This is a genomic window from Mariniflexile litorale, assembly GCF_031128465.2.
GTDB lineage: Bacteria > Bacteroidota > Bacteroidia > Flavobacteriales > Flavobacteriaceae > Mariniflexile > Mariniflexile litorale.
The window spans coordinates 3,277,619-3,304,530 of sequence record NZ_CP155618.1 but is presented as its reverse complement, the minus strand read 5'-3'; the positions used below and the strand labels follow the sequence as shown (position 1 = coordinate 3,304,530).

Annotated in this window: 29 protein-coding genes and 1 pseudogene; 24 read left to right on the top strand and 6 right to left on the bottom strand. The window is 31.9% G+C overall.

Features of this window, described 5'->3' with window-relative positions:
* Positions 1-338 precede the first annotated feature (338 nt).
* From QLS71_RS13905 to QLS71_RS13850, 12 genes are all read left to right on the top strand, one after another.
* Positions 339-749: a DoxX family protein gene (locus QLS71_RS13905; protein ID WP_308993952.1), complete on the top strand. Its 411-nt coding sequence runs from the start codon at positions 339-341 to the stop codon at positions 747-749.
* Positions 746-1,168 carry a DsrE family protein gene (locus tag QLS71_RS13900; RefSeq protein ID WP_308993953.1) on the top strand — a complete coding sequence of 141 codons (423 nt, stop codon included), beginning with the start codon at positions 746-748 and terminating at the stop codon, positions 1,166-1,168. The genes QLS71_RS13905 and QLS71_RS13900 overlap by 4 nt, the downstream gene beginning before the upstream one ends.
* Positions 1,169-1,174: 6 nt before the next feature.
* Complete coding sequence (locus QLS71_RS13895) at positions 1,175-2,191, top strand: TQO small subunit DoxD (protein WP_308993954.1); 1,017 nt, start codon at positions 1,175-1,177, stop codon at positions 2,189-2,191.
* Between the two features lie 338 nt (positions 2,192-2,529).
* On the top strand, positions 2,530-2,964 hold the full coding sequence (locus QLS71_RS13890; RefSeq protein WP_308993955.1) for a hypothetical protein: 435 nt from the start codon (positions 2,530-2,532) through the stop codon (positions 2,962-2,964).
* Positions 2,965-3,102: 138 nt separating this feature from the next.
* Positions 3,103-4,086 (top strand): S41 family peptidase, encoded by a 984-nt coding sequence (locus QLS71_RS13885; protein WP_308993956.1) that lies wholly within the window; start codon positions 3,103-3,105, stop codon positions 4,084-4,086.
* An 882-nt stretch (positions 4,087-4,968) separates the two neighbouring features.
* Positions 4,969-5,193 carry a hypothetical protein gene (locus QLS71_RS13880; protein ID WP_308993957.1) on the top strand — a complete coding sequence of 75 codons (225 nt, stop codon included), beginning with the start codon at positions 4,969-4,971 and terminating at the stop codon, positions 5,191-5,193.
* A gap of 1 nt (position 5,194) precedes the next feature.
* Positions 5,195-5,653: a DUF2335 domain-containing protein gene (locus QLS71_RS13875; protein ID WP_308993958.1), complete on the top strand. Its 459-nt coding sequence runs from the start codon at positions 5,195-5,197 to the stop codon at positions 5,651-5,653.
* A gap of 474 nt (positions 5,654-6,127) precedes the next feature.
* Positions 6,128-6,694, top strand: a complete 567-nt coding sequence (locus QLS71_RS13870) for a Crp/Fnr family transcriptional regulator (RefSeq protein ID WP_308993959.1) — start codon at positions 6,128-6,130, stop codon at positions 6,692-6,694.
* A gap of 65 nt (positions 6,695-6,759) precedes the next feature.
* On the top strand, positions 6,760-7,494 hold the full coding sequence (locus QLS71_RS13865) for an SDR family NAD(P)-dependent oxidoreductase (protein WP_308993960.1): 735 nt from the start codon (positions 6,760-6,762) through the stop codon (positions 7,492-7,494).
* Positions 7,495-7,506: 12 nt separating this feature from the next.
* Positions 7,507-8,304, top strand: a complete 798-nt coding sequence (locus tag QLS71_RS13860) for a DJ-1/PfpI family protein (protein WP_308993961.1) — start codon at positions 7,507-7,509, stop codon at positions 8,302-8,304.
* 701 nt (positions 8,305-9,005) lie between these two features.
* Positions 9,006-9,674 carry a porin family protein gene (locus QLS71_RS13855; RefSeq protein ID WP_308993962.1) on the top strand — a complete coding sequence of 223 codons (669 nt, stop codon included), beginning with the start codon at positions 9,006-9,008 and terminating at the stop codon, positions 9,672-9,674.
* Positions 9,675-10,498: 824 nt separating this feature from the next.
* On the top strand, positions 10,499-10,708 hold the full coding sequence (locus QLS71_RS13850) for a helix-turn-helix domain-containing protein (protein WP_308993963.1): 210 nt from the start codon (positions 10,499-10,501) through the stop codon (positions 10,706-10,708).
* 70 nt (positions 10,709-10,778) lie between these two features.
* Here the strand turns inward: QLS71_RS13850 and QLS71_RS13845 are convergent, their stop codons facing one another.
* On the bottom strand, positions 10,779-11,423 hold the full coding sequence (locus QLS71_RS13845; RefSeq protein ID WP_348636551.1) for a DUF6266 family protein: 645 nt from the start codon (positions 11,421-11,423) through the stop codon (positions 10,779-10,781).
* A 369-nt stretch (positions 11,424-11,792) separates the two neighbouring features.
* Between QLS71_RS13845 and QLS71_RS13840 the strand changes: the two genes are divergently transcribed.
* From QLS71_RS13840 to QLS71_RS13815, 6 genes and pseudogenes are all read left to right on the top strand, one after another.
* The gene (locus tag QLS71_RS13840; RefSeq protein WP_308992503.1) at positions 11,793-12,782 is read left to right on the top strand and encodes a hypothetical protein; all 990 of its coding nucleotides are present in this window, start codon (positions 11,793-11,795) and stop codon (positions 12,780-12,782) included.
* Between the two features lie 202 nt (positions 12,783-12,984).
* A complete protein-coding gene (locus QLS71_RS13835) occupies positions 12,985-13,461 on the top strand; it encodes a DUF6155 family protein (RefSeq protein WP_308992504.1) in 477 nt (158 codons plus the stop codon).
* A 248-nt stretch (positions 13,462-13,709) separates the two neighbouring features.
* Positions 13,710-14,078, top strand: coding sequence for a GNAT family N-acetyltransferase (locus QLS71_RS13830; RefSeq protein WP_308992505.1), 369 nt, complete (start codon positions 13,710-13,712; stop codon positions 14,076-14,078).
* 140 nt (positions 14,079-14,218) lie between these two features.
* Positions 14,219-14,647, top strand: coding sequence for a copper resistance protein NlpE N-terminal domain-containing protein (locus QLS71_RS13825; RefSeq protein ID WP_308992506.1), 429 nt, complete (start codon positions 14,219-14,221; stop codon positions 14,645-14,647).
* 132 nt (positions 14,648-14,779) lie between these two features.
* Positions 14,780-15,307, top strand: coding sequence for a hypothetical protein (locus QLS71_RS13820; RefSeq protein WP_308992507.1), 528 nt, complete (start codon positions 14,780-14,782; stop codon positions 15,305-15,307).
* 71 nt (positions 15,308-15,378) lie between these two features.
* Positions 15,379-15,483 (top strand): annotated as a pseudogene (locus QLS71_RS13815) (IS982 family transposase); the annotation flags it as partial.
* A gap of 23 nt (positions 15,484-15,506) precedes the next feature.
* Here QLS71_RS13815 and QLS71_RS13810 read toward each other — a convergent pair.
* Complete coding sequence (locus tag QLS71_RS13810) at positions 15,507-16,166, bottom strand: T9SS type A sorting domain-containing protein (protein ID WP_308992508.1); 660 nt, start codon at positions 16,164-16,166, stop codon at positions 15,507-15,509.
* A gap of 611 nt (positions 16,167-16,777) precedes the next feature.
* Here QLS71_RS13810 and thrA point away from each other — a divergent pair.
* The 3 genes from thrA (at position 16,778) to thrC (ending at position 21,724) form a co-directional block, all read left to right on the top strand.
* A complete protein-coding gene (gene thrA, locus QLS71_RS13805; protein WP_308992509.1) occupies positions 16,778-19,222 on the top strand; it encodes a bifunctional aspartate kinase/homoserine dehydrogenase I in 2,445 nt (814 codons plus the stop codon).
* A 90-nt stretch (positions 19,223-19,312) separates the two neighbouring features.
* Positions 19,313-20,239 (top strand): homoserine kinase, encoded by a 927-nt coding sequence (locus QLS71_RS13800; RefSeq protein ID WP_308992510.1) that lies wholly within the window; start codon positions 19,313-19,315, stop codon positions 20,237-20,239.
* Positions 20,240-20,431: 192 nt separating this feature from the next.
* Complete coding sequence (gene thrC, locus QLS71_RS13795) at positions 20,432-21,724, top strand: threonine synthase (RefSeq protein WP_308992511.1); 1,293 nt, start codon at positions 20,432-20,434, stop codon at positions 21,722-21,724.
* A 13-nt stretch (positions 21,725-21,737) separates the two neighbouring features.
* Here thrC and aroC read toward each other — a convergent pair whose 3' ends face one another.
* Positions 21,738-22,799, bottom strand: coding sequence for a chorismate synthase (aroC, locus tag QLS71_RS13790; RefSeq protein ID WP_308992512.1), 1,062 nt, complete (start codon positions 22,797-22,799; stop codon positions 21,738-21,740).
* A gap of 172 nt (positions 22,800-22,971) precedes the next feature.
* On the opposite strand from aroC, the gene QLS71_RS13785 reads away from it, so the two are divergent.
* The 3 genes from QLS71_RS13785 (at position 22,972) to QLS71_RS13775 (ending at position 25,132) form a co-directional block, all read left to right on the top strand.
* On the top strand, positions 22,972-23,826 hold the full coding sequence (locus tag QLS71_RS13785) for a UDP-2,3-diacylglucosamine diphosphatase (RefSeq protein ID WP_308992513.1): 855 nt from the start codon (positions 22,972-22,974) through the stop codon (positions 23,824-23,826).
* Between the two features lie 322 nt (positions 23,827-24,148).
* Positions 24,149-24,517: a hypothetical protein gene (locus QLS71_RS13780; RefSeq protein WP_308992514.1), complete on the top strand. Its 369-nt coding sequence runs from the start codon at positions 24,149-24,151 to the stop codon at positions 24,515-24,517.
* 147 nt (positions 24,518-24,664) lie between these two features.
* Positions 24,665-25,132 (top strand): septal ring lytic transglycosylase RlpA family protein, encoded by a 468-nt coding sequence (locus QLS71_RS13775; protein WP_308992515.1) that lies wholly within the window; start codon positions 24,665-24,667, stop codon positions 25,130-25,132.
* Positions 25,133-25,154: 22 nt separating this feature from the next.
* On the opposite strand, the gene QLS71_RS13770 is transcribed toward QLS71_RS13775, so the two are convergent.
* The 3 genes from QLS71_RS13770 to QLS71_RS13760 form a co-directional block, all read right to left on the bottom strand.
* Positions 25,155-25,769, bottom strand: coding sequence for a DEAD/DEAH box helicase (locus QLS71_RS13770; protein WP_308992516.1), 615 nt, complete (start codon positions 25,767-25,769; stop codon positions 25,155-25,157).
* A gap of 106 nt (positions 25,770-25,875) precedes the next feature.
* The gene (locus QLS71_RS13765; protein ID WP_308992699.1) at positions 25,876-26,454 is read right to left on the bottom strand and encodes a YceI family protein; all 579 of its coding nucleotides are present in this window, start codon (positions 26,452-26,454) and stop codon (positions 25,876-25,878) included.
* Positions 26,455-26,476: 22 nt separating this feature from the next.
* Positions 26,477-26,830: a SnoaL-like domain-containing protein gene (locus QLS71_RS13760; RefSeq protein WP_308992517.1), complete on the bottom strand. Its 354-nt coding sequence runs from the start codon at positions 26,828-26,830 to the stop codon at positions 26,477-26,479.
* Positions 26,831-26,912: the final 82 nt, after the last annotated feature.

Sequence of the window (26,912 nt, the reverse complement as noted above, 5' to 3'; positions counted from 1 at the left end):
AGGGATTCCTCAAACCAAAGTCTTAAACAAGAGTCAATCTACAATTTCAGAATCAAATTGCCAGACTTTTGAGTTTTCTGAAACTATTCAAACTATCACAAAACCAAATTTTCAGCAACCGGACTTTCTAATTTCGGAAGTCTCTCATTTTGATTTTACGACCTATTCACTTAGGCTTTCTTTTAATCTTAATACATTAAGAAATCAACAGGTTTCTGATGTTCCTCTCTATATTTTATATCAGAACCTCAAGGTTTATTCGTAATTGATTTTCTAAATAAGGAAACATAAAGCAGTTATTATTCCTGCTATATAGCAATCAATTACAAATATCTAAAATGAAATTTCAAGAAAAAACACTTGAAGTTAGCTACAAATCTGTAGTTATACTTCGCATTATGCTTAGCCTAATTTTTATAATAGCAAGCACCAATCATTTTTTTAATACCGAAAAAACGGTGAGCAGAATAGAAAATTCCTCAATGGGTTTTATTGGAAATATTCTAGGATCACCAGAAATAGCTGTGATTCTATCAGGAATAGTCATGTTAATCGCAGGCATTTCATTAATTCTTGGCTTTAAAACGAAAATGACGTCAATAGTATTAATAGCCGTTTTAATTCCCATTACGCTAACTGTACAAGTTGGACAAATGACAACTTTAGGTCCACTTTTTAAGAATGTAGCCATACTTGGTGGACTTCTTTTTTTTAGTATGAATTCAAACTTAAAAATTCAAAAACAATGAAAAATTCAATCTTATATATAACAACAATGTTCCTTTTACTATTTGGAACCTCTCAATTACAGGCACAACATATTAACCCTAAAAAGAATAATTATTTAGTGCTTTCAAAAAACATACAACAACTCAAACCAGTTTTGCTAACGGCCAATGAACTGGCAAAAGAAGACGGGAAAAAATATGGAGCGTTTTATGTTATTATTTGTGGTAAAACAGTTAATGACATTTCAGACAATCCAGATTTTAATGCACTGCTGGAAAAGGCAAAAGCCCAAAAGGTAAACGTTTTTGTATGCGGCATTTCACTTTCAAAATTTAATATAAATTCAGAAACATTGCCAAGTAATCTTGAAATAACGCCCAATGGTATTTTATATGGCTTTCAACTTACTAAGAAAGGTTTTATCACACTTACAATCTAATACATTATGAAAACAATACATATAAAAAATGATGCAGGGCTTTTGGCTCTGGCATTAAGATTAGTAGTAGGTTGGACTTATTTTTCGGCATTTTGGAGAAGAACTGTATTAGTCGACAAATTAGATCCTGAAGTGACTGGATATATTGGCGAAAAATTTAACGCTTTTTTACCTAATGCTTTAGGCATAAAACCTATTATCCAATACTTGGTGGAGAACCCAGATGTACTTTGGATAAATATGGTAATATTTACCATTGTTGAAGGTATTGTTGGGTTATTTATACTATTTGGGTTATTCACTCGGATTATGAGTATTGGCGTATTTGGCTTAGCTATGGGTATTCTTCTTGGTTCGGGTTGGATAGGTACAACCTGCTTAGATGAATGGCAAATAGGTGTGTTAGGAATAGCTACAGGTTTTGTTTTGTTCTTAACAGGAAGCGGAAAATATTCCGTAGATAATTATTTAATGAAACACCATTTTACTTTCACTAAAAAGAAATGGTTTAGTTGGTTAGGTTCAGGAATTTTACCAATTAAAGAGCGTGTATTTCCTAAAGTAGTATTAATAGGTTCACTATTTATTTTTGGAATGACCCTAATGACCAATCAAGTATTTCACGGAGGACTTTGGGGAACACTTCATAACAAATCGGTAAAACCAAAACTTGAAATAACTAATGGTGAAATTCAAAACAACACCCTCACTTTTAATGTCTTTAGAACCGAAGGAGTAGATGTTTATGGGGCTTGGGTTATAGGTATTCATTTATATGACAGTCAAAAAAACTCAATTTTAGAATACACCCAAGAAGATTTAGCAACCTTAAACAAAATGAGTATTTCAAACTACTATGTTGCTAAAGTAAAACCAGGAAAACACAGTTTAATTGTGCCTTTAGGAGCAAAAGCAAAACTTAATTTAGAAAATGATAGTTTATCAAACTTACCTAAAGGAATATATACTCTTAAAATTACAGACATAAGTGGTGCTTATTGGGTTCATCAGATTAAAAAATAACAAAAACTAATAATGTATAAAAAACATAGGGCGTTGGGTGCTAAACCAAATGCCCTTTTCTATTTACAAAGTTCGCCAAATATAAAATTTGGCATTTAAGAGAAAAATAAAAGCAAAATATTTATATTTAGCTAAGTAATAAACCGAAACAAAGTGCTTATCAACTGCCCTAAGTTTCTTATACTAACCGTTGTGTTTCATCCTCCATATACCCAAGCATTGACTTCTTGAGCTAACATAAAGGTAATAGACAAGACCAATGAGAGGGATAAAAATTAATTTGCAACATATTGATTTTTAATAATTTAAAAAAAAAAAAAACGTTAACCACAAGTTGAATGAACAAACTAATTGAAAAACCACATGTGATTTTTTTACTTGCGATTCCGATTATAATGCTAATTGGAATTTTGAGCGGAGACGCTGTATTAGATATACATGCTTACGACACGTATTACGTTATTGCTTATATGCATTTTGCAATACTGATTTCAATACTTTTTGGAATAATCGGAATAGGATATTGGATTATGCAAAAAGCGGATAGAAAGCTTTCAAAATGGCTGAATTGGACTCACATTGGATTGACTTTTGGCGGAACTTTAGTTTTATGGATTTTGACCAAACTTTATCGGACTGAAATTATGGAATATGAATTCAATAATAATCTGACTTTAATTATCACTCTGATTATTTTGCTTATGATGGTCGGACAAATCATTTTTCCGATTAACATTATTTACGGAATGATAAAAAAGAAAACCAGTGGCTAACACCGTGCTAAAAAACATTGCTTATTTTAGTTCAACCGTTTGGTCGTTGCTTTGTTTGCTAGCATCTGATTTTCCTTCGGAAAATCCTCGCACACAAACACGCAACGTTCCTTACAAGATAAACGTTATATTTTTTTGATGAAAAGACAAAACAAATTGAAACCCTTATGTATAATATTATCAATATTTATTCTTTTATCATGTGATAATTTTATTAAATCTGAGGCTGAAAAAAATTTTGAAGAAACTTTTATGTTAATCCAAAACAAATCTGTTAAGAAAAATGATTTAGATTGGAACGATTTAAAAAAAACAGTTAGAAATTCAGTTAAAAATATTAATGATAATGATGACTTTAATCTTGCAATTGCATACACAATAAAACTTGTTAATGATGGACACAGTAAAATTTTAGCTTCAAAAAAAACTAATGATAATAAAACAAAAAAATCAAATAGTAATAAACTTGATATACCTGTAATAAAAACAAAAATTTTAGAGAAGAATATAGGCTATATTAAACTATCTGGAACAAATCATATAACGGATAATAAACTTATCGAAAAATATACACTAGAAATCAGAAAAGCTCTATTAGGATTAGATAAATCCGAAGAATTATCTGGTTGGATTTTAGACTTAAGAACACATGGAGGTGGTAGATTAAGTTGCGAAAGCTTGGGTCTTGCTCCATTATTTGATAATCCTTTAGTTGGAATATATTTGAATAACAAAAATAATTACAACGAAATAACATGTACAAATCAGGATTTTAAATATGGCAATCAACTTCAAGAAAGCTTAACATATAATTCAACTCTTTTAAATAAAAACAAAAAAATCGCAATTTTAATAGATAAAAAAACAGCAAGTTCTGGAGAGTTTCTAGCGTTGGCTTTTAAATTCCAAAATAATAGTAAAACTTTTGGTAAACAAACTATAGGAATGACTTCTCATTTAGCATTTTATGAATTAAAAAGTGGTGCTATCTTATTTTTAGCTCAATCTTATTATTATGATATTAATAGAAACCTTATTAAAGAAGGAATCATACCAGATGTTGAATGTGATTCAGAAAAAAGTATCTCAAAAGCGATGGACTGGATAAAAAACGGTATATAACAAAGGCTAAAATTAATGCGGGCTTGAGTTTAACTCCAATGTTTTTTTTATATTTACTAGGTCTCCAAATCTTGTTGATTTGGCTCTGTGAAACCAAAGAAACAAAACCAAACAAAAAAATTCGGCTTAGTCCTGTCTGAAAATATTGTCGACTTTCTTTCCGCACTAATCCCGCTTTACGAAGTGTTCTATAAAAAACAAAGATTCTTAAAAATTAGAATTACTATGCGAAGTCTCCCGACTTCGTACCCACAAAGTTGAGGCACAAACCATCGTTTAATAAACACAAAAACGGGGTCTGTTTGCTTGGTTTTAGGGTTTTATAGGCGTTGGTCATGAATAATTTTACTACCTATCATGCATATAAGCCTGACAAGGGTGTCGTTCTTTATAAATATTACACCAACTATTCCAAAAACAACGCCCTGTGCTAGAAGACTTTATTGGTAAGCACCATACATATAAGCTTCAACTAATTAGGACTACTTTATAAAAAAAAGTCGAATACGAACCAAGCGCTATAAGTCATTGGTTTCCTAATTAAAAAGTAATATATTGCATACGTAAACGGTATAACTATAATGGGTTATTTTTATTGTGGTTAGGCATGTGTTGGCAAACATTCCCCACTCTTTACAGTATTGACTACTGAAATCTCTTTATTTTTTTCTCCCCTTTTTTAGCTTGTTTGCGGATATCATTTATAATATACTTTAACACATCACGTTTTAATATATCAATTAAATAATGTAACTTATAACGTGCTAATACGATCTTACATATAATATAATTTAACTTATATTTAATTACATAATATTTTATTATATTGTAACTTTGTATTAACATATACTATAAACTTATAAACAATTAATAGTTATAAAAATGACTAAATTTCGTAAATACAGAACTGATTTCTTATTGCCTAAAAGTTCATTTTTTATAGGAATGGGTAGTGCTTTTAATGTATTTGGCAATTACTATAAGTTTAACACTTCAAAAACTTCTGTAGAGGCTGATTTTAAAGCTATACAATCAGATTGGGGTGTTATTGGACAAGACATTGAAAAAGCTATCAAAAAGGTTAAAAAAGAACTTTCCTTAAAATAAAATGTCAGAAGCTTTAGACCCAATCAACGAGGAGGAGGAAGATGATATTCTTCAAGAAATTCAAGAGATATTAGATGACCCAGAAATTTCTGAAGAGAAAAAGGAAAAAATAATAGCTGTCCTTACAATTAAAAGAAGTTTTAGTGGTCCATTGCCTTCACCTGATGTTTTACAACAGTACAATAACGTAGTAAAAGATGGTGCTGAACGGGTAGTTAAAATGGCAGAAAACCAATCTAAACATCGAATGGAATTAGAGAACTTCGCTATTAAAGGGCAAATAAAACAAAGTGGTAGAGGTCAAATTTTTGGTTTTACCTTGGCTCTACTTTGCATTGCTTCTACTGTTTATTTAGCAATAGAAGGTCACGAAACTCTTGCAATAGCATTAGGAACTACAACTGTAATTGGTCTTGCTAGTATTTTTGTTCTAGGTAAAATTTTCCAATCTAAAGACTAAATAGTTTTGCTTCCGACAACCGTCAGCAATCTGCCTTCCCTCAAAAAAATAAAGTTTTCAGTATGCCAATGAACTTCGGAACTCATAAAAAACAAAGATTCAAAAATTAGAATGGCTATGCGAAGTCTCCCGACTTCGTACCCACAAAGTTGAGGCACAAACCATCGTTTAATAAACACAAAAACGGGGTCTGTTTGCTTGGTTTTAAGGTTTTATAGGCGTTGGTATGGTATAATTTTACTATATATAATACAGATACAGGCTGACAAAATTATAATGTTCTATTGAAATAGGTACGAAGTCGGGAGACTTCGCACAGCATACCGATACACATAAGGGTTTAAAGAAGTCATCGGTTTCCGAATAAAAATAATATATTGCATGCATAAACGATGTTAATTACAAGGGGCTTATTTCTATTGTGGTTATGCATGTATGCCAGTACTGTAAAAAAACAGAACACGCTTACCAAAAATGAATGAACTGAGAATCTATTTGGAAACATTAGTCCCTTTTACAGAACGTGAAATGGAAATTTTCATTTCATTGTTTTCTGAAATTCAACTCAAAAAGAAGGATTACTTTGCCAAAGAAGGAGAATTTTCATCAAAATTAGCTTTTATTTCAAATGGAGTAATGCGCGCATTTTTTCGCAATAAATCGGGAAACGAATACAATAAAACGTTTTTTACACCTTCAAATTTTGTAGCAGCATATTCATCAATAATAACAAAGCAAAAAAATTTAATTAATATTCAATGCCTAACAGACTGCACGCTATTCGTTGCTGATTTTAGACAACTTACGTCACATTATAATAAGTATCCGAAATTTGAAAGCCTTGCTCGAACTATGGCAGAATATAAGTTTGCTATAAAAGAGAAAAGAGAAATTGAACTTGTAACACTTGAAGCAACAGAACGCTATTCAATCTTTAAAAAAGAACATCCAGATTTAGAAAACATAATTAACCAATACCATATCGCTTCGTATTTAGGCATTACGCCAACCCAATTAAGTCGTATAAGAGCCAAAAAGTAAAATCTTTACATATGTAAATGGTTTCACTCTTTATTCTCGTGAATTTTGCTTTAAATATCACGAGTATGAAATTGGACAATAACAAAATACTTATTACAGGTGCTACTTCTGGAATTGGTAGAGAATTGGCAGAGCGGTTTTGCCAATTGAACAATCAAATAATAGCTGTTGGCAGAAATCAGATTAGATTAGAAGAACTTGCCAGATTTGATAAGCGAATTACTTCTTTTAAGTGTGATATTTCCTCACCATCAGAATTAGACCGACTTGTGGTTTATATAAATCAAGAGCACAAAGACCTAAATGTGCTGATAAACAATGCAGGTATACAGTATAACCAAACTTTGTTGGACGACACTTATAACTTACAAAAAATTGAGAATGAAATAAGTACAAATCTAACTTCTCCTATAAAACTTATTACTTTATTAATTCCTGTACTACAAAATAATTCTAATGCAGCCATTGTGAATGTTTCTTCAGGCTTAGCTATGGTTCCTAAAGCCAAATCAGCTGTCTATTGTGGTACAAAAGCAGCAATTCACATTTTCTCAAAATCATTACGATACCAATTAGAGACAATAAAAGTATTTGAAATAATACCACCTCTAGTAGATACTGAAATGACGAAAGGAAGAGGTAAAGGAAAAATTTCGCCTCAAAGATTGGTGGATGAATTTATAAAAGCCTATAAAAACAATAAATATGAAGTAAATATTCACAAAGTAAAACTATTGAGAATTATAAACAGAATTAGTCCAAAAATAGCCGATAGCATAATGAAAGGTGTAACGATTTAAAAACATTATAAAATGAAAATTAGAACTATAATAGTAGTATTAGTGCTTTTAGGTATAACAGTTTCTGCACAAAACAACAAAATACTATTTGTAATGAGTGCAGCAGACACATTGCAATTAAACAATGGAGAGAAACTTCGACAAACGGGTGTCTTCTTGAATGAGTTTTATCTCGCATATAAATCTGTAACAGAAGCTGGCTATACTGTAGATTTCGCAACACCCCATGGAATGATTGCAACAATAGATGAAGAAAGTATAAACGATAAGTATTGGAAAAACAACTTAGAAGTAAAAAATGAAGCTCTCATTTTCACTAAAACGGATAGTCTCTTTAATAGTCCAAAAACACTTAAAAAAGCTATTGAAAACAAGTCTGATTATATCGGTTTGATAATTCCAGGTGGTCAAGGTTTAATGGTAGATTTAAAAGATGACATAAACATACCTATCCTAATAAAATACTTTGCAAAGGAAAATAAGCCCACCGGGCTTATTTGTCACGCACCCAGTCTCATATTAACCATACCAAAAGAAGAAAATCCATACATTGGCTTTAAAGTTAATTCGGTTTCGCCTTTTGAGGAGTTTGTAATTGAGCGTTTCATTATGAAAGGGAAACCCAAAAACAGAAAAATAGCCAAAAAATTGAGAAAATTGGGGTTAAAATATAGAAGAAAACTACCAAAGGCAAACTATGCTGTAAAAGACAGAAACTTAGTAACCAGTCAAAACCCATTTTCCGGAATAGCATTTAACAAACTTTATTTAGAAGCATTAACGGAATATTTGAAAGCGTATAAAAATTAGGAATCAGAAACGGAATTACAGGAAACACTACAGGCAATCGAATAGACGTTTCCGCTTTACGAAGTGTTCTATGAAAAACAAAGATTCTTAAAAATTAGAATGTTCTATTGAAATAGGTACGAAGTCGGGAGACTTCGCACAGCATACCGATACGAATAAGGGTTTAAAGAAGACTTCAGAAAGCGGGAGAACCTCCCCAGGGAATGACATCTTCTTTCTCTCAATCCCTGCCATATCTACATATTTACCCTTTTGATGATCTTGGGGCGTTACAAGGATGTGCTTGCTTACCCAAGTAAATATGCCTCTGTATACGGTTTCTATTTAGTTTATCCTGAGCGAAGTCGAAGGGGCAGTACCGAGTTTTGTAGTTACCAACGCGCCAGTTGGCTCATTCGCTAAAAATGTCTACAAGACATTTTCTTAACGCTCTACCCTCTTCAGATGTAACCCCACGATTACCACCCTTGCGACTTACTAATGCTTCAAGACGTGACGCCTGCGCATAAGAGACGGTGGTTTGTGCTTAACCGAAAGTGCTGTGCATATTAATAAAGTCTGCTAAATATAAAATTTGCGTTTATAGAAGAAAAGATAAAAGCAAAACATTTATATTTAGCCAAGTAATAAATCGAAACGATAGTGCTTATAACCTCCCCTACGTTTTTTATACGAGAAGTTAGCTGTAATATTAGAAAAAAATGAAGAACATTAAATTAAGTATCCTATTTACATTATTAATAACCTTTCAATTATTCTCTCAAGATATTAGCACCGAAAAATTTAAAATAGGATTGAATTTAGGAGTAAATTCATTCGACCTAAATCATGATGATATATTTGACAGATATGATGGAATGATTAGTTATACATTTGGTCTTTCATTTGAATACAAATTAAACAGAAAACTATCATTGATATCAAATATAAATTATGATAGTAAAATGATGAAATTGGAAAATTTCCAATATAGAGATTTTAATGAAAATATAGATTATTCCGTTAAGGATAAAATGAAATTCAATTATATCAATATTCCAATTCTCATTAGGTATTATGTCGGAAATAAATTATTTGCTGATTTAGGAGGTTTTTATAATCATTCATTAAAAATAGAAAACGATTCTACTATTAAGGAAACTGGTGAAAAAATAACTCTTTGGGAACATGAGAATGTTATAAAAAAATACGATTACGGAATCTCACTTGGAATCGGTTATGGATTTGATTTGAATAACAATAACCACTTTTCAATCGAATTGAAAGATGAATTAGGCATAGCTAATATTGCAAATTACCCAAATACTTCTTTGACAGATTTAAAGACTAATACTATTAAACTGATTTTAAATTGGGAATTACCAATATAAAATCAGAAATTCTCTCTAGAGAAATGCTACAACTTTTAGAAAACAAATTTCCAAATTTGAAATTTAATTTTGACTTGGAAGACTTTAACTAACCTTATCCCTGCGGACATTCTATTTTGAGAGTTGAGGGAGAATCCATTAATACAAATGATATTTCTTCTCAACTTAAATTAAAAGGAATAAAGAATGAGGTTTTAGAAGATAGAATACGTAACTAATTTTTACTTTATTGCTAAAAATTTTATTTGACAAAACATAATAAAAAGTTTTAGCTAAGTGCTTAATTGAAAGGTCACTACTTTTAATTCCCGTGCTACCCCTAGCCGAGCCTCCAGACTGTTTAATAACTGTTTATATTTTTAATGATTGTTAAAATCAGTTATTAAATCATTCTCAGGTACTTTTCATGTCTTTTAGTGCAAAATTTGCCCCCGTTACCGCACGAAATGAAATTCGACGAAGTCAATCCCTTCTTATGGTTCTTAGTAAAAACGATACCGGAATGTTAGCTTTACTTCATGTAAACTTAACAGACACTTACATACATCCATGCTCCTATTTTAAAAAGTAGATAACCACCTACGCTGCTTTCTAAGGGGTTTATCTTTTTCTGGACAGCTCCTTAAATCTCTCACGCTACTAGCATCCCTTTAGCAGTTTTTTTTAAGTACCTGTTCGCTTTTTATCTATTAGAGTCACTGTATTTCATCGGTTTACGTATCCTTTTTATTACATATAATCCCTTATTAATTATATTTACCAAACCGTTTAACACCTAAATACATACGCTATATGCACCCACTTTAATAGAAACCCCAAGCAGCATGTCTGAATTTTTAAACCACCAACGCTTTAAAGATGAATCTTGGATGACCACGAATGAGGCACAACAATTCTTTAAAGTAAGCCGAAGCACCTTATACCGCTGGTGCAAAACCAAACTCCTCCCCTATACCCTGATGGGCGGTACCCGCTATTTCCCAAAGCACTTTATTGAAAACCTTATGGGGCAGCTTCTAAACAACAAACCATAAGTAGCTTTTTTTTAAATGATAGCAGAGGCCTCCTGTGCGGCGCCTCTGCTATGTACCTAGTAAACAAGTTTTAAGCTAGCGTTACCGTTCCCAAATAGGTACTAGTAGCCGCCAATTTTGCATCGGCCGTTACAAAGGTTGCCCACACATCTACTTGCTGTGCTGTCCAATAGGCCGGTAAGGGTATTTGCAGCGTTGTTAATTCACGGGTGCCCGCAGGGTTAGCCGTTTCAAACAAATCGAGTGCTTTGCAATACACCACCACAACCAAGCCATCGGTAGCCGAGGCATTACCTTGTCCGCTATTGTCGTTCCAGGTAATTGTAAGGGTTTGGTTTGCATCGAGCGCTACCGCCCCATTGGAGAGGCCCCGTAAATCGCCCTTGCCAACAAGTACTTTGGGGTAATCAATGGTATACCCCTCTAAAGGGTCTGGCAAAAGGGCGTATTTAATGTGGTAGCCCGTTGCTAAATTAAAGCTAGACTTGTCGCCTTGCTGTTTACCAAAATACGCCGAAAGGATGTCCTTTATAGGCGTTAAAAACTTTATAACCGTTGTAAAGCGGTTACGTTGATCCATTTGCGCTTGTGTAGGTCTATAATTACCTCGTGCCGGTAAACTGCGCATAATATCTTTACCGCGCCAACGTGCACCCACAACGTTGCCAACTTTTCCGGAGAAACCTCCAAGGATGCCTTTACTAAATGTTCCCATGATGTTATAGAATTAGGGGTTAATATGCCGTGAAACTAAAACGCTTTTACCTCATTTCCAACCACATGACACATATTGAGACGATTTGACACAATTTGACACAATTTGAGACGATTTGGGACGATTTGGGACAAGCGCCAAAAAAATGGGGGGTTTTGTTCGAGTCTTGTTCGGGTCTTGTTCGTCTACCACTCGGCTGTATTTTTTTTAGATGGGGGTTTGGCTGAACAAGGAGGGAATGAATGTAGTATAACACTAAAAGAATATTTAAATATGTAAGATATTATTTATTATATTCGTCGGTATATAATATAGATATAGACAATTGATTATATCTAATTGTTGTAACACATTTGACCAATCAACAAAATGAAGAAATATAAATTAAATATTCTGGCTTTTTTACTTTTAGTTCCAATTTTTGCAATTGGACAAATACCAAAAGGACATTTTTTAGATGCCGACAAAACGGCCGAAAGAGGATATAAAGTAAAACCGTTTAAACAAGAAAAAGAAGGAATTTATCATTATGCCGTATTGACAGAATTACCATTTGAAAACGACTGCGATTCTGGACTTTCAGAAAAAGAGCAAATCGCTTGTTCTGAAAAGAATTTAAGAAATTTTATTTATCCTAAACTTACTTCAGAAATTAATTTCAAAGGAAATATATATGCTTATTTGACTATAACAGAAGATGCGCAAATTACTGATATAACTGTAAGTTCATATCCAAATTCGGAATCTACAAATAATTTAATAAAAGAAGCTATTAAAACTGTGGAATTTAAACCCGGTAAATTTGAGAACGAAATTGTAAAATCAAGACTTTGGACTTCTTTTACATTTCCTTCATCATCAAAAAAACTTTTTTCGGAATCTTTCGAAAAGATGAAACAAGATGAAAATCCTGAATATAAAAACTATGAAAATTTGATTTTTGATGCGAGTAACTATATTTTATCAAATCCTATATATCCCAATGGAACTGAATTTGGAGCTGCAAACAAAATTATTGGATTTTGGAAAAATAAAGATACTGGGCTAAACATTCCAATAGGTAGTGATTTCTACAAAGTATTAACTAACCAAAATCAACAACAGTATTTATACATGATTTCTATGATGAATTATTCACTTGACCAAAAAATAAATCATAATAGAATTTTAGAATGCAAACCAAAAGAAGGGCAAAAATATAGCGAACAAGAAGATGTTAAAGAAGTTCAACTTGGCGGAGCGAAAATTTTATTGGAATTTATAGGTAACGAAAAGAACAACGTTCCAATGAATTCTAAAACAAAAAAATATTATAAAGCTTACGAAAAGAATAAATTAGACAAAGAGTTATTTGAATAAAAAAACGTGTTACAACACCGTGTCCTAAAAAAACATTGCTTATTTTAGTTAAGCCGTTTGGTCGTTGCTTTGTTTGCTAGCTTCTGATTTTCCTTCGGAAAACCCTCCTATACAAACACGCAACTTTCCATAAAGGTATAATCGTTAGCCACAGGCAATCACCCTTAACGAACAACTGAAAAAAACAACATTAGAACTAAATATGGCACTTAGAGAATTAAAAAAAGAATTAAATCTAATGAACAAAACTGAAATCATTAAACTGATTTTAGAGATGTATAAAAAAATTCCTGATGCAAAAAACTACTTGAACATATTCACCACAGGTGATATTGAACAGCTAACAGAAAAATATAAAAAAGAAATCGAAAGATATATTTATCCAAATGGGAGAAATATGGTTTTACGTGAGACTGAGGCTCGAAAAATAATTCGCACAGTTCGCAAAATGAATATCACAGAACTCAATATTGAATTGGAATTACATTATGTAAGCTGTTGCCTAGAAATTATTGAAGATTTTGGATATTGGGATGAGAATTATTATATCTCATTAGGAAAAATGTTTGACAACGCAATAAATGGAATTTATGAACTTGGAATGGAAGATAAATATAACGAGAAAGTAATCTCTTTATCTTCAAAAGCCAGTGAATATGGAATTGAATTAGAGTATTAACGAAAAAAAAAAGCCAGTGGCTAACAAAGTACTGTGGTAAAATTGCTAGTTTTAGCTTAACCAATGTGAGTTGCTTTATTTGCTAGCGTCTGATTTCCTTCATAAAATCCTCGTACACAAACATGTAACTTTCGATAAAGATAAACGTTGGCAACAAAACAGCAAAAAACCGAACGAATAATGAACTTTAGAAAAGCGAAAAAAAATGATATTTCAATAATTGTGCAAATAATTGCTGACGATGAACTTTGAAGGAAAAGAGAAAATTTCCAAAATCTTTATCGAAAGAATATCTAAATGCATTTGAAAAAATTAACTCTGACGAAAATCAAGAATTGATTGTTGTCGAAAACGAAAATTTTGATAGTATTGGAACTTTTCAATTGCCATTTATCCAATACATGAATTATTGTGGAGGAATTAGGGCACAGATAGAAACTGTAATGGTTAGAAAAGACCAAAGAGGACTTGGAGTAGGGAAAATTATGTTTGAATGGGCTATAAATAGAGCGAAAGAACGCAATGCGATTATGTTACAATTAACAAGTGACAAAAAAGGCCTAGGGCAATTAAATTTTATAAAGATTTGGGATTTAAAGCTACTCACGAAGGAATGAAAATGCTCTTTTAATAAAAAAGTCAGTTGCCAACCAAGCAGTATCTAAAAAATTGCTAGTTTTACCTAAACCAACGTTAGTTACTCGTTTGTTAGCTTCTGATTTTCCTTCGAAAAATCCTCGCACAAAAAAACATACCGATGCAACTAATAATTTATACCTTACTTTTAATTTCAAACTTGACTTTATTCTCTCAATCAAATAATTTTAAAGGCGATTATTGTCGTGCACTCGGAAAAGAAGGAGTTCATTTTATTGAATATAAATTGACCTTAAATCAGGATGGAACATTCATCTTCCATTCTTATTCAAATAATAAACAGGGAATTCCACCCGAAGTAAATAAATATGGAAAAGGAAAATGGATTGCGAAAGGCAAGGTTATTACGTTCTTTTCAAATAAGCAAAAAGACTTTGATGAAAAACATACTTTAGATTTTAATAATTCTAAGGCAAGATTTGTAACCAAACATCCGAGAGATAAAACTGACCGGATAATTAAAACAAAACTTCAGTTTTTTGAGTCTAAAATCTTTTGGATAGAAACAATTGATATATTTAAAATATAAAAACGTATTACAACAAAGACCTGTATAAAAAATTGCTAGTTTTATCCTAAACCAATGTGAGTTGTACGTTTGCTAGCTTCTCATTTTCCTTCGGACAAACACGCAACATTTCATATAAACGTTAACAAACATATGAAACGAACTAAAATACATACAACTAAAAAATTAGAAAAGTTAGTCAAGAAACTTATCACGACTGACCAAAATACTGATTGCGGAATTCTTGGAAAATGGAATGCAACGGTATTTTATGTTGACAGAAAAAAATGCTGGCTAATTACAAACGGATTGACCAAATACAACGTAATTCTGACGGATATAAAATCATCTGACTTAAGCAAGATTGAACAAATTTTTAAAGATGCACTTTTCGGACAACTAATTTATGATGGAATAATGACGGATTTTGAAAATCTGGATTCAATTATTGGCGGACTAGATTTTCTACCGACTAATAATGACCGTAGCACAATTGGATTTCAAAATCATAATCTGGAAGCTCTAGATTGGTGGAAATACGAATTTGGAAATTTAGAAAATATGCCAATAAAAGATTTGACAAACCGACTGAATACAAGTCCCATTCACATCGGAATAGGAAGAAAAATGTCGGATTATACAAATTCGATTGACGAAATGAAAAAAGTATTAAACGAATAAAAACATTGCTTATTTTAGTTCAATCGTTTGGTCGTTGCTTGGTTTGCTAGCTTCTTTTTTCTTCGCAGAATAAAATAAGAATAGTGTCTAAAATAATTGCTTTAACAACCATTCAGTTCATCAACAGGTTTATATTTAGCAGAAATATTAATAATATGAAAATTAGCAGTATTTAAAATGCACAATGGGTTATAAATAGTTATTCTTTTATAAACCTAATTATTTCAAAGTCATCTAATTTTAAAAGATATAACCCGTTGGTTAAAAATCTAACATCAATCTTGTTGTTATAAGATATACTACCTCGAGCCAATTCTTTTCCTGCCATATTATAAATAATATAATTTTTGGTGTCCATTAAACCCGAAAGACTAATGTAACTCGTTGAGGGATTGGGGTAGGTTTTAATTTTAGTTTTTAAACTAACATCGATATTAGATTGTGTACTAGTATCAATTCTGCTAAAACTTCCATATGATGTGCCACTAGTTGTCGTAGCATACGATCGTATATAATAAATGGTATTTGTTAATATTCCTGTTAATTTATCGCTAAAAACTTCGTCTGTATTTTCCACAACAATTTTACTATCCAAAATAGTTGGAAGATTCTCGGAAGTAGTATAAACAAAGCCTTTTTCTATAATAGCAGCGCCTTTATTATCTATAATTTCCCCCATCATATCAATTTCTTTTGCTGTATTATTTAAACCAGCACTCCCCATCACATCAGGTAGTTCCGTTTTTATAACATTGGATTTTTCTGGGATTAATTTTGATGCTGTCTGGGCTTGCGTAAATGCTACGAAATATAAACACAGAATGGTTAAAATTATTTTTGAGGGATTTTGGGGTGTCATTTTAAGGAATTTATATTAATTAACACTACAAATATAATAAAATAATGATACAAAATACATTTAATCGGATAAATAAGTATTTAAACGATATTTAAATATCATATCATAGAATTATAAGCTAATTGTATACCGAGGCAGGTTTAATAAAATAAACAACAAGCTAAAAGTCATTTTATAAAGAGCCTGTTATTATTATAGATTTTTCAATTCTTATTTTAAATAGTTGTTTTTTTTAAACGAAACTTGTTTGATTATAAGAATACTGCAAAAAGAAAGTTTTAGTTTTTTTATAAGTCTAAATGTAATACTTTTGAATTCTATATATTGTTGTAATGAATCATTCAGTCCAAAATACAAGTACCACGCTTCCTTTTTCTATAAAAGGGAATACTTCTATTTTTGGAACAACTACAATTATTACAACCCTTTGGGGTTGCTAATTATATATTCTTCGGGCTATCTTTGTGATTTTTACAATTACAACATCTTTAATATTTCATTTAAATCATCAATTCATTAAAACATGAACTTTCTACATCGAGGTTTCAAAACCAAAGGAAAAAAATATATGGAAGCAACATGTTACCGATAAAAATAATAACTCAAAACACATGAAAGTTTTAAAATTTGGAGGAACTTCTGTAGGTTCATCAAAAAACATAAGTAACGTTATTAGCATTTTAGATAATTATGCTAAAAAAGACAAAGTAGTATGCATCGTATCAGCTGTAGGTGGTATTACAGATAAATTGCTTTTAGCTGGTAAACAAGCGAAAAATAAAGATACATCTTACATTGACACCTTTAATTTAATTAAAGACATTCATTTTAATGTGATTAATGAACTTAACTTAGAAAAGAGTTCATCCATCGTTGCTTTTGTTGATGAAAAACTAAATGCTCTTAAAAGTCTGTTAGACGGTATCTTTTTAATAAATGAGTTATCGCCAAAAACATCTGATAAATTGGTGAGTTTTGGTGAATTATTATCATCTTATATTATTGCGGAGACCATGAAAAATCGTGGATTGTCAGCTGATAGTAAAAATTCGCAAGAATTAATAGTTACAAATTCTAATTTCACTAAAGCAGAAGTAGATTATGCTATTACCAATAAAAATATCCTAGCATACTTTAATTCAGTAAATCAACAAATTACCGTACTTCCTGGGTTTATATCCAAATCTAAAATAGGAGAACAAACTACTTTGGGGCGTGGTGGATCGGACTTTACTGCTGCCATTGTTGCGGCTGCATTAAAAGTTGAACAGTTAGAAATTTGGACCGATGTTAGCGGTATGTTTACTACCAATCCAAAATTGGTTAAACAAGCCTATCCTATCGAAAAAATATCATATCAAGAAGCGATGGAATTATCACATTTTGGTGCTAAGGTATTGTATCCCCCAACGGTACAACCCGTTTTAGATTTAAATATTCCTATTCATATTAAAAATACTTTAGAACCAGAAGCTGCTGGAACGGTTATTTCTAATGAAGAAATAATATCTTCTTCCCCTGTAAAAGGAATTAGTAATATTGGAAATATTGCTTTGTTAACGCTTCAAGGAAGTGGTATGATTGGCATTCCTGGTTTTTCTAAACGTTTGTTTGAAACACTTTCTCAGGAAAAAATAAACATCATTTTAATCACCCAAGCATCTTCTGAACATTCCATTTGTTTAGGTATTGATGAAAATGATGCTGAATTAGCCCAAACTGCTATTGATGCCACATTTGAAAACGAAATTGCTTTACACAAAATAGATCCTATAATTGTTGAAAAAGACTTGTCAATTATAGCCTTAGTGGGCGACAATATGAAAAACCACCAAGGTATTAGCGGAAAAATGTTTAGTACATTGGGCAAAAACAACATTAATATTAGAGCTATTGCACAAGGTGCTTCAGAGAAAAATATTTCGGCTGTTATTTTACAAAGTGATGTTAAAAAAGCATTAAATACGTTACACGAACAGTTTTTTGAAACCAAAACTAAGCAACTCAATATTTTTATCACAGGTGTGGGGAATGTTGGAGAAAAATTAGTTGAACAAATAAAACAACAACGCAAATACCTGAAAGATAACTTAAAAATAAACTTGCGCATTGCTGGATTATCTAATTCCAGAAAAATGATTTTTAGTGAAGAAGGTATCGATCTTACCAATTGGAAAGAACAATTAGAAAACGGTGAACAAGCAACTTTAAATGGCTTTTTTGAAAATACAAAAGCTTTAAACCTTCGTAATAGTATATTTGTTGATGTTACTGCAAATAAAGATGTTGCAGGATTATATGAAAAATATTTACGCCAAAGTATTGGCGTGGTAGCGTGTAATAAAATTGCATGTTCTAGCGATTACGAAAATTATAAATTATTAAAACGTTTATCGTTAAAATACAATGCGCCTTATTTATTTGAAACCAATGTGGGCGCTGGTTTACCTATTATTGATACGTTAAATAATTTAATAGCTTCGGGAGATAAAATCACTTCTATCCATGCCGTATTATCGGGTAGTTTAAACTTTGTATTTAATAATTTTAATGATACTACCAAATTTTACGATGTCGTAAAACAAGCTGCTGCCGAAGGTTACACAGAACCAGATCCAAGAATTGATTTAAGTGGTGTTGATGTTGCTAGAAAAATATTAATTCTTGCTAGAGAAAGCGGTGTTGAAATGAATTTAGAAAATATTGAAAATACACCTTTCTTATCCGATTCGGGTATGAAAAGTGATTCAGTAGACGATTTTTATCAAACTCTAATTAAAGATGAAGCACATTACCAAGGTCTTTATGCTTCCGCGAAAGCGAAAAATTGTCAATTAAAATATGTGGCACAATTTAATGATGGCAAAGCAAACGTAAGTTTACAAGAAATACCAAGTGATCACCCGTTTTACAACCTAAAAGGAAAAGATAATATCGTGATGTTTTACACACAACGTTACCCAGAACAACCTATGATTATTAAAGGTGCGGGTGCAGGTGCTGATGTTACCGCTTCTGGTTTATTTGCTGATATTATTAGAGTTGGAAACGATTAAAACATAACGTCTCATTGCGAGGAACGAAGTACTCTCATCTTAAATAGACAGATTGCTTTGTTCCTCGCAATAACGAATACTAAGAAATAAATGAAAAACGAAATAAAAATATTTTCACCAGCAACTGTAGCTAACGTCGCTTGTGGTTTTGATGTGCTAGGTTTTTGCTTAGATAGTGTTGGTGACGAAATGGTGATTAGAAAAATCGATAAAAAAGGCATTTATATCACTAAAATTGAAGGCGGTTTTGATTTACCCTATGAAACAGAGTTAAACGTCGCTGGCGTTTCAGCATTAGCAATGTACGATGCGGCAAAGCCCAATTGTGGTTTTGAAATTGAAATTAACAAAAAAATAAAACCAGGAAGTGGTATTGGAAGCAGTGCTGCTAGTGCTGTTGGCAGTGTTTATGGCATGAATGAACTCCTAGGAAGACCGTATAGCAAAACCCAATTAACAGAGTTTGCTATAAAAGGTGAAGCCATAGCCAGCAAATGCGAGCATGCCGATAACCTTGCTCCTGCCCTATTTGGAGGTTTCACCTTGGTTAAAAGTATTTCTCCTATACAAATATTGGAAATTCCATCTCCAGACGATCTATATGCCACCATCATTCATCCACAAATTGAAGTTAAAACATCGGAAGCTAGAGCCATACTTCCTAAAGAGGTCTCGTTAACCAATGCGATAACACAATGGGCTAATTTTGGAAGTTTAATACATGCACTGCATACAAGCGATTATGATTTAATTCAAAAATCATTGCATGATGTTATTGTTGAACCTTATAGAAGTCAGTTGATTCCACATTACAATGAAGTAAAAACAGCGGCCTTAAATGCAGGTGCGTTAGGTGCAGGAATTTCAGGTTCTGGACCTTCAATATTTACTTTAAGTAAAGGTATTGAATCTGCAAAAAAAGTGGCAGACAGTATAAAAAATGTGTACTCCAAAACAGGCATAGCGTTTGATATTCATATATCCAAAATTAATACACAAGGTGTTAAGAAAATTTAAGACGGAAGACTGATGACGCTATGCAAAATGTTATTTTATTTTAATTAGATGACAAATGGAGTTAAATAAATTTAAATTTGAAAACTATATAATGAAGCACATCATTTAATCAACACGATGATTGCGTTCCAAAAAAATATTAAATAAATCATCCGGCTTCGGTCTTCCGTCATCGGTCAATTTTAACAAAAAATGAACTACTACTCACTCAACCATAAAGCCCCTAATTCAACTTTTAAAAACGCAGTTATTAAAGGTATAGCTCCTGATAAAGGTTTGTATTTTCCCGAAAGTATTACGCCGCTTCCTAAAACATTTTTTGATAATATTGATCATTTATCACATTCTGAAATTGCTTTTGAAGCTATTAAACAATTCGTATCTCCAGAAATTCCTGAAGACATTTTAAAAACGATTGTTGAAGAAACCTTATCATTTGATTTTCCCGTTGTAAAATTGAACGATAGCATTTCTACTTTAGAGTTGTTTCACGGACCAACCATGGCGTTTAAAGATGTGGGTGCACGTTTTATGGCGCGTTGTTTAGGTTATTTCAACCAAAACAACGACAGAGAAGTGACTGTTTTAGTAGCAACTTCAGGAGATACTGGTGGTGCGGTAGCCAATGGTTTTTTAGGTGTTAAAGGTGTAAACGTCGTAATTCTATACCCTAGCGGAAAAGTGAGTGATATTCAAGAAATGCAACTTACTACACTTGGGCAAAATATAAAAGCTTTGGAAGTTAATGGGACTTTCGACGATTGTCAAGACATGGTTAAAACTGCTTTTTTAGACGAAGAACTTACAAACAATATGCAATTAACCTCTGCAAACTCTATAAATGTAGCACGTTGGTTGCCACAGTTATTTTACTTTATGTTTGCTTACAAACAATTGCATAAAGAACACAAAAACATCGTTTTTTCGGTTCCCAGTGGGAATTTCGGAAATGTTTGCGCAGGCATGATGGCACAAAAACTAGGCTTACCTATAAGTCATTTCGTAGCATCTAACAATGCCAATAATGTAGTTACACGTTATTTAATATCACAATTATACGAACCAAAACCATCGGTGCAAACTATAAGTAATGCTATGGATGTTGGGGCGCCAAGTAACTTCATCCGTATTAAAGAAATCTACAAAAATAATTTTAGCAGTTTAAAAGAAAATCTATCATCTTATAGCTTTTCAGATGAAGAAACGAAAGCTGCCATGTTAGAAATATTTGATAATTATAATTACGTAGCCGACCCACATGGAGCTGTTGGCTATTTAGGCTGTAAAGCGTATTTAAAAGAAAATGCTAACACGCATTGTGTGTTTTTAGAAACTGCACATCCTACTAAGTTTTTAGATGTTGTTGAAGCCGTTATAAAAGAAAAACAATCATTACCAGAACAAATTCAATCGGTTATGGGGAAAGAAAAAGAATCGGTAGTTATTTCGACTTATAAAGATTTAAAGAAATATTTATTGAAGTAGGTTTGATTAAATACTAACTGTAAATTTTATTTTGCAAGTAAAAATCGGCCATTACTAAAGCCGCCATGGCCTCTACAATAGGTACCGCTCTTGGTACCACACAGGGGTCGTGACGTCCTTTTCCTTGCATTTCTACACTGTTACCTTCTTTATCGATGGTTTCGTAGGTTTGAATTAAAGTCGCTACTGGTTTAAATGCCACATTAAAGTAAATATCCATCCCATTGCTAATTCCCCCTTGTATACCCCCTGAATGGTTCGTTTTTGTAGTGCCATCGTTGTTAAACGCATCGTTATGCTCACTTCCAAACATGGTACTGCCTTCAAAACCACTACCGTACTCAAAACCTTTCACAGCGTTGATGGATAACATAGCTTTACCAAGTTCGGCATGTAATTTATCGAAAACAGGTTCCCCCAAACCGATGGGTACATTTTTAATAACACAACTGACTATACCTCCTACCGTATCTCCTTTTCCGCGAACTTCTTTAATAAACGTTTCCATATCTGCTGCCATTTTTGCATCTGGACAACGTACTATGTTCGCTTCTACTTGAGTTAAATCTAATTCGGTATAAGGTTTGTTTAATTTCATAGTTCCAACACCTGACACGTAAGCTGTAATTTCAATGCCTTTTAACATTTGTTTTGCTATGGCACCAGCAACGACACGACATGCGGTTTCACGTGCGGAACTACGGCCACCACCACGGTAATCGCGTACACCATATTTTTTATCATATGTATAGTCCGCATGACTGGGTCGGTAACTATCTTTTATATGTGAATAATCATGAGATTTCTGATTGGTGTTTTCAATAACAAAACCAATAGACGTTCCTGTTGTAACACCTTCGAATATTCCTGAGTGAAATTTAACGGTATCTGGCTCTTTACGTTGCGTAACAATGGCAGACTGCCCTGGTTTTCTTCTGTCTAATTCTTGCTGAATGGCCTCTAAATCTAATTCAATTCCAGATGGGCAACCATCAATAACACCACCTAAAGCAGGTCCGTGAGATTCACCATAAGTTGTTAAAGTAAACAGTTTTCCAAAAGAATTTCCAGCCATGCTTATAATTTTTTGCTAAAGTAAATCTATTCTTAGAGATATGGAAATGAATTTGCATAAAGACATTCTAAAGTCATAACATTTGTTTAACAATATGCTCATATATAGATAATTATGAGTTAATGACTAAGTCATATAAAATCAAGTATTTTACAAAAAAGCAATTATAAATTTGAAAATTAAACGTAAAATAGAAATTGCAGTTATTTCGGATGTACACTTGGGCAGTTACGGATGTCATGCAAAACATTTATTAAACTACTTAAATAGCATTGAGCCTAAAAAACTTATTCTAAATGGTGATATTATAGATGTTTGGCAATTTAACAAAGGTTACTTCCCAAAATCGCACTTAAAAATTATAAAAAAGATTATGAACATGTCTGCCGATGGTGTAGAAATAATTTACATTACTGGGAATCATGACGAGCTACTTCGCAAATTTACCGATACTTCTGTTGGGAATATTTCCATAGTAAATAAGCTTGTTTTAGAATTACACGGCAAAAAAGCCTGGTTTTTTCATGGTGATGTGTTTGATATTTCTATTCAAAACACCAAATGGTTGGCTAAATTTGGTAGCTACGGTTATCAAGTATTAACGTTACTTAACCGCTTAATTAATTGGTATTTAGAACGACGTGGTCAAGAGCGTTATTCCTTTTCTAAGAAAGTAAAAAATAACGTAAAAACTGCTGTAAAATATATTAGGGATTTTGAAAAAGTTATTTCAAACTTAGCTATTGAAAACGGCTATGACTATGTGATTTGCGGACATATTCATCTACCAAAAATGGAATATGTTGAAAACAAACACGGTAAAACGATCTATTTAAATTCTGGCGATTGGGTTGAAAATTTCACCGCATTAGAATACCAATTTAAACGCTGGAAAATTTACCACTATAGTAAAGACAAACTCTCTCCTTTTTATGTGGATGAAGAATTGGAAGATATGGATCTTAAAGATTTAATTGCTGCCATAACTATTGTGGAACAACATGAGAAGAAAGTAAAAAAAAATTAAAACCAATTAAAATCTCATTTCGAATTATATATAATCTTCGAAATTTTTTACAGAACACCATTTAATTTATATTTAATACACCCCCTAATTTGCAAAGGGGTTCAGCATCCCTAAAGCACATATTTAAATCATACTACTACAAGCAAAAACACCTTAACAATTACAAAATACAACATACCATTCCACCACCCCTTTCTATGTTAAGGTTCTATACTTTTTGCAAGTATTATTAAAAAGTTAAATATTTCTAAAAGCATTCTTTAATTAGTTTCCTCATTGCTATTTTAGAAACAAACATTAATAATTCTTTAAAATTTTAGTTATGAAAAAAATTTGTTATCTATTATTACTAACCGTTAGTTTTACTTTTGCTAACAATCCAAAATCATTTGAATTAAAACAAAACGAGCCTAAAGTGGGTGATATTTTAATTATAAATGCTCAAACGGGTAGCGCATATAATCACATCGATTTTCCTAAACTGAACTTTATTGTAAAACGCGGCGGAATAGCTAATTACAATAGTGTACACGGAAATCATGTGGTTGTTAAAGAAGTTATTGTTAATGAAAATGGAATGACTCAAATAGTTTTAGAGCGCCAAGATAAAAGTAAATTTTTTGGTTTTTTAAAGCAAGTTGAAGCTAATTTCACAAAAGCCATAGCAGCTGGTGAAATATCCAAAAAATAACACTTATACGACTATTAAAATAAAATTAAAGAAGTTACATGCTTATTATGTAACTTCTTTTTTTAAATCATAAAGGCTAAAAAGTTAAATGACACGTATAATTAAAAATCAATTCTTTCGTTATTAAGAATTAAATAAATTGAAGGTATGAAGTTAACGACACAAATTATAGGTTTTATAGGTTTGTTAATTATATTAAGTAGCTTTAAATCTTCTAGTGTTTTCAATACAAAAAACACTCCGTTTAATATTATCCAAAAAGATTCGGTTTTATTAGATAGCATCACAATTGACTCTATTTCATCAAACTACATGCCTTATAAAGAAAATGCGCATGCATCTTATTACCACGATAAATTTAATGGTAGAAAAACTGCTAGTGGTGAAAAATTTGATAACAACCTATATACTGCTGCTCATAAAACCTTAAAATTTGGCACTAAAATTAAGGTCACCAATACCGTGAATGGTGAATCTGTAATTGTGACAGTTAACGATAGAGGTCCATTTGTTAAAAACCGAGAAATAGATTTATCAAAGAAAGCTTTTATGGAAATAGCAAAGTATAAACTAAACGGTTATTTAATTGTACATCTTGACATTCTTGAAGATTAAGTCCTAACAGACTTTTTTTGATTTATTTAGAAATTTTTACAATTTCAGCAAGATGCATGAAGGTTTCTTGCCAACGCTCAAAACGCGCATCAAACTTATCAGAAAAAACAAGGTATTGACACCTACTTATACTTTCGGGTGTTCTGGTTACCTCAGCAAAATTATTGTTTCTAAATAAAAATTCAGCGTCTTCAACAATACACATTTGCAACTTGTTTAAATTGATTCCGTTAAGGTAAAAAATTCTATTTAAACGTTTTGGAGTTGCAATAACAATGTCGGTTCCCAAATACAATTCTTCACGTTGCAATTCCAAATTGTGCTCATCGTAAGCACAGTAAACACGTAAATCGGTACCTCTTTTATAGGTGCTAAAAATTTCAGCCAGATTTAAGGCTTCTTCTTTATTTTTTACAAATATTAAAGCTCGTGGTGCATCTTCAAATGCTTCCTTTAATTTATTAATTACACTTATTACAATACTGGTGGTTTTTCCTGAGTTTTCTGGTGCAATCACAAACAGGCTTTTACCTCCTTTTATTTTTGAAATAATTTTTGTTTGAAGCGAATTAGGCTCAGTGATTCCATTTTGTTGTAAATTATCTTTAAGTGGTTCTATTATTTTTTTAAAGGACATAATATTATTGTATGAATAAACAAAGGTAGGCTTTTTAAAACCCTATTAAAACCAAAAAGAGCGTTCATTTCTGAACACTCTTTTCTTACTATTAATCACTCTGTAATTAAAACTCTAAATCTGCTACTAAATCAAATTCATCATAAATAGCTTTATCTTTTAAGTTTTCAACGAAACTTGTTGAATTATATTCTACACCATATTTTGTTCTATCTACTTTTAAAGATGCCGTTGCTTTGTTTCCATAAACTGAAATGCTAAAAGTTACCGGATTTGTTTTTCCTTTAATAGTTAAATCGCCAGTAACAGCGTAAGCATTTTTTCCAGAAGCAGTTACTTTAGTAAATATTAATTTTGCTGTTGGATGCTTTTCAACACCAAAGAAATCATCCGATTTTAAATGCCCATCAAGTTTTCCCTTATATTCACCTTGTAAATCTGTTGAACCAATTGTAGTCATGTCAATTACAAATTCGCCACCAACTAGTTTACTATCATCAAACGTTAAAGAACCCGATTTAATAGCGATGGTACCTTCGTGAGATCCAGTTACTTTATACCCTTTCCAAACTAATTTACTTTTGTCTGTTTTAATCTCTTTTTTATCACCAACTCTATTTGTGAAAGAGAATGTTGTAAATGCTACTAAAGCTACGATTGCTAAATTTTTAATTGTTTTTTTCATCATGTTATTGTTTTGTTATTGTTTATAATCCGTTATATAATTTTTCTTTTATAATTTTCCCATCTTGCCATTCTTGAACAGCTACTTGTGTATAATTTTTACACCCCAAGTCTTTATGTGTAAAATCAAATTGCCATTCTACCATCGTTGTTTTTTCACCCACGGTTACTTTTAGTGGTTTTGCACATCTAAATTCGGTTATCCCGGCAAAAAAAGCTTCTTCTCGCTTTCTATTTATGTCTTTACCAACAAATACTTCGTTATCATTTTCTTGCATCACCACTAAGTCATGGTAATAAATATCAAAAGCTTCTAAACCCTTACCTTGAAGGATTAAATCGTTTACGGCGCTTATGTTTTCGATTAAAGTATTCATAATAATTTACTGGTACAAATATCTAACATAAGTGTGTTATAGAAAATGACATAGATTATTAAATGATGTTAATCTAGTTTAA

What these genes read in the sequence shown, in the direction of transcription:
- QLS71_RS13905 (WP_308993952.1), top strand. Translation starts at nt 339, where the DNA reads ATGAAATTTCAAGAAAAAACACTTGAAGTTAGCTACAAATCTGTAGTT.
- QLS71_RS13900 (WP_308993953.1), top strand. Translation starts at nt 746, where the DNA reads ATGAAAAATTCAATCTTATATATAACAACAATGTTCCTTTTACTATTT.
- QLS71_RS13895 (WP_308993954.1), top strand. Translation starts at nt 1,175, where the DNA reads ATGAAAACAATACATATAAAAAATGATGCAGGGCTTTTGGCTCTGGCA.
- QLS71_RS13890 (WP_308993955.1), top strand. Translation starts at nt 2,530, where the DNA reads ATGAACAAACTAATTGAAAAACCACATGTGATTTTTTTACTTGCGATT.
- QLS71_RS13885 (WP_308993956.1), top strand. Translation starts at nt 3,103, where the DNA reads ATGAAAAGACAAAACAAATTGAAACCCTTATGTATAATATTATCAATA.
- QLS71_RS13880 (WP_308993957.1), top strand. Translation starts at nt 4,969, where the DNA reads ATGACTAAATTTCGTAAATACAGAACTGATTTCTTATTGCCTAAAAGT.
- QLS71_RS13875 (WP_308993958.1), top strand. Translation starts at nt 5,195, where the DNA reads ATGTCAGAAGCTTTAGACCCAATCAACGAGGAGGAGGAAGATGATATT.
- QLS71_RS13870 (WP_308993959.1), top strand. Translation starts at nt 6,128, where the DNA reads ATGAATGAACTGAGAATCTATTTGGAAACATTAGTCCCTTTTACAGAA.
- QLS71_RS13865 (WP_308993960.1), top strand. Translation starts at nt 6,760, where the DNA reads ATGAAATTGGACAATAACAAAATACTTATTACAGGTGCTACTTCTGGA.
- QLS71_RS13860 (WP_308993961.1), top strand. Translation starts at nt 7,507, where the DNA reads ATGAAAATTAGAACTATAATAGTAGTATTAGTGCTTTTAGGTATAACA.
- QLS71_RS13855 (WP_308993962.1), top strand. Translation starts at nt 9,006, where the DNA reads ATGAAGAACATTAAATTAAGTATCCTATTTACATTATTAATAACCTTT.
- QLS71_RS13850 (WP_308993963.1), top strand. Translation starts at nt 10,499, where the DNA reads ATGTCTGAATTTTTAAACCACCAACGCTTTAAAGATGAATCTTGGATG.
- QLS71_RS13845 (WP_348636551.1), bottom strand. Translation starts at nt 11,423, where the DNA reads ATGGGAACATTTAGTAAAGGCATCCTTGGAGGTTTCTCCGGAAAAGTT.
- QLS71_RS13840 (WP_308992503.1), top strand. Translation starts at nt 11,793, where the DNA reads ATGAAGAAATATAAATTAAATATTCTGGCTTTTTTACTTTTAGTTCCA.
- QLS71_RS13835 (WP_308992504.1), top strand. Translation starts at nt 12,985, where the DNA reads ATGGCACTTAGAGAATTAAAAAAAGAATTAAATCTAATGAACAAAACT.
- QLS71_RS13825 (WP_308992506.1), top strand. Translation starts at nt 14,219, where the DNA reads ATGCAACTAATAATTTATACCTTACTTTTAATTTCAAACTTGACTTTA.
- QLS71_RS13820 (WP_308992507.1), top strand. Translation starts at nt 14,780, where the DNA reads ATGAAACGAACTAAAATACATACAACTAAAAAATTAGAAAAGTTAGTC.
- QLS71_RS13810 (WP_308992508.1), bottom strand. Translation starts at nt 16,166, where the DNA reads ATGACACCCCAAAATCCCTCAAAAATAATTTTAACCATTCTGTGTTTA.
- thrA (WP_308992509.1), top strand. Translation starts at nt 16,778, where the DNA reads ATGAAAGTTTTAAAATTTGGAGGAACTTCTGTAGGTTCATCAAAAAAC.
- QLS71_RS13800 (WP_308992510.1), top strand. Translation starts at nt 19,313, where the DNA reads ATGAAAAACGAAATAAAAATATTTTCACCAGCAACTGTAGCTAACGTC.
- thrC (WP_308992511.1), top strand. Translation starts at nt 20,432, where the DNA reads ATGAACTACTACTCACTCAACCATAAAGCCCCTAATTCAACTTTTAAA.
- aroC (WP_308992512.1), bottom strand. Translation starts at nt 22,799, where the DNA reads ATGGCTGGAAATTCTTTTGGAAAACTGTTTACTTTAACAACTTATGGT.
- QLS71_RS13780 (WP_308992514.1), top strand. Translation starts at nt 24,149, where the DNA reads ATGAAAAAAATTTGTTATCTATTATTACTAACCGTTAGTTTTACTTTT.
- QLS71_RS13775 (WP_308992515.1), top strand. Translation starts at nt 24,665, where the DNA reads ATGAAGTTAACGACACAAATTATAGGTTTTATAGGTTTGTTAATTATA.
- QLS71_RS13770 (WP_308992516.1), bottom strand. Translation starts at nt 25,769, where the DNA reads ATGTCCTTTAAAAAAATAATAGAACCACTTAAAGATAATTTACAACAA.
- QLS71_RS13765 (WP_308992699.1), bottom strand. Translation starts at nt 26,454, where the DNA reads ATGAAAAAAACAATTAAAAATTTAGCAATCGTAGCTTTAGTAGCATTT.
- QLS71_RS13760 (WP_308992517.1), bottom strand. Translation starts at nt 26,830, where the DNA reads ATGAATACTTTAATCGAAAACATAAGCGCCGTAAACGATTTAATCCTT.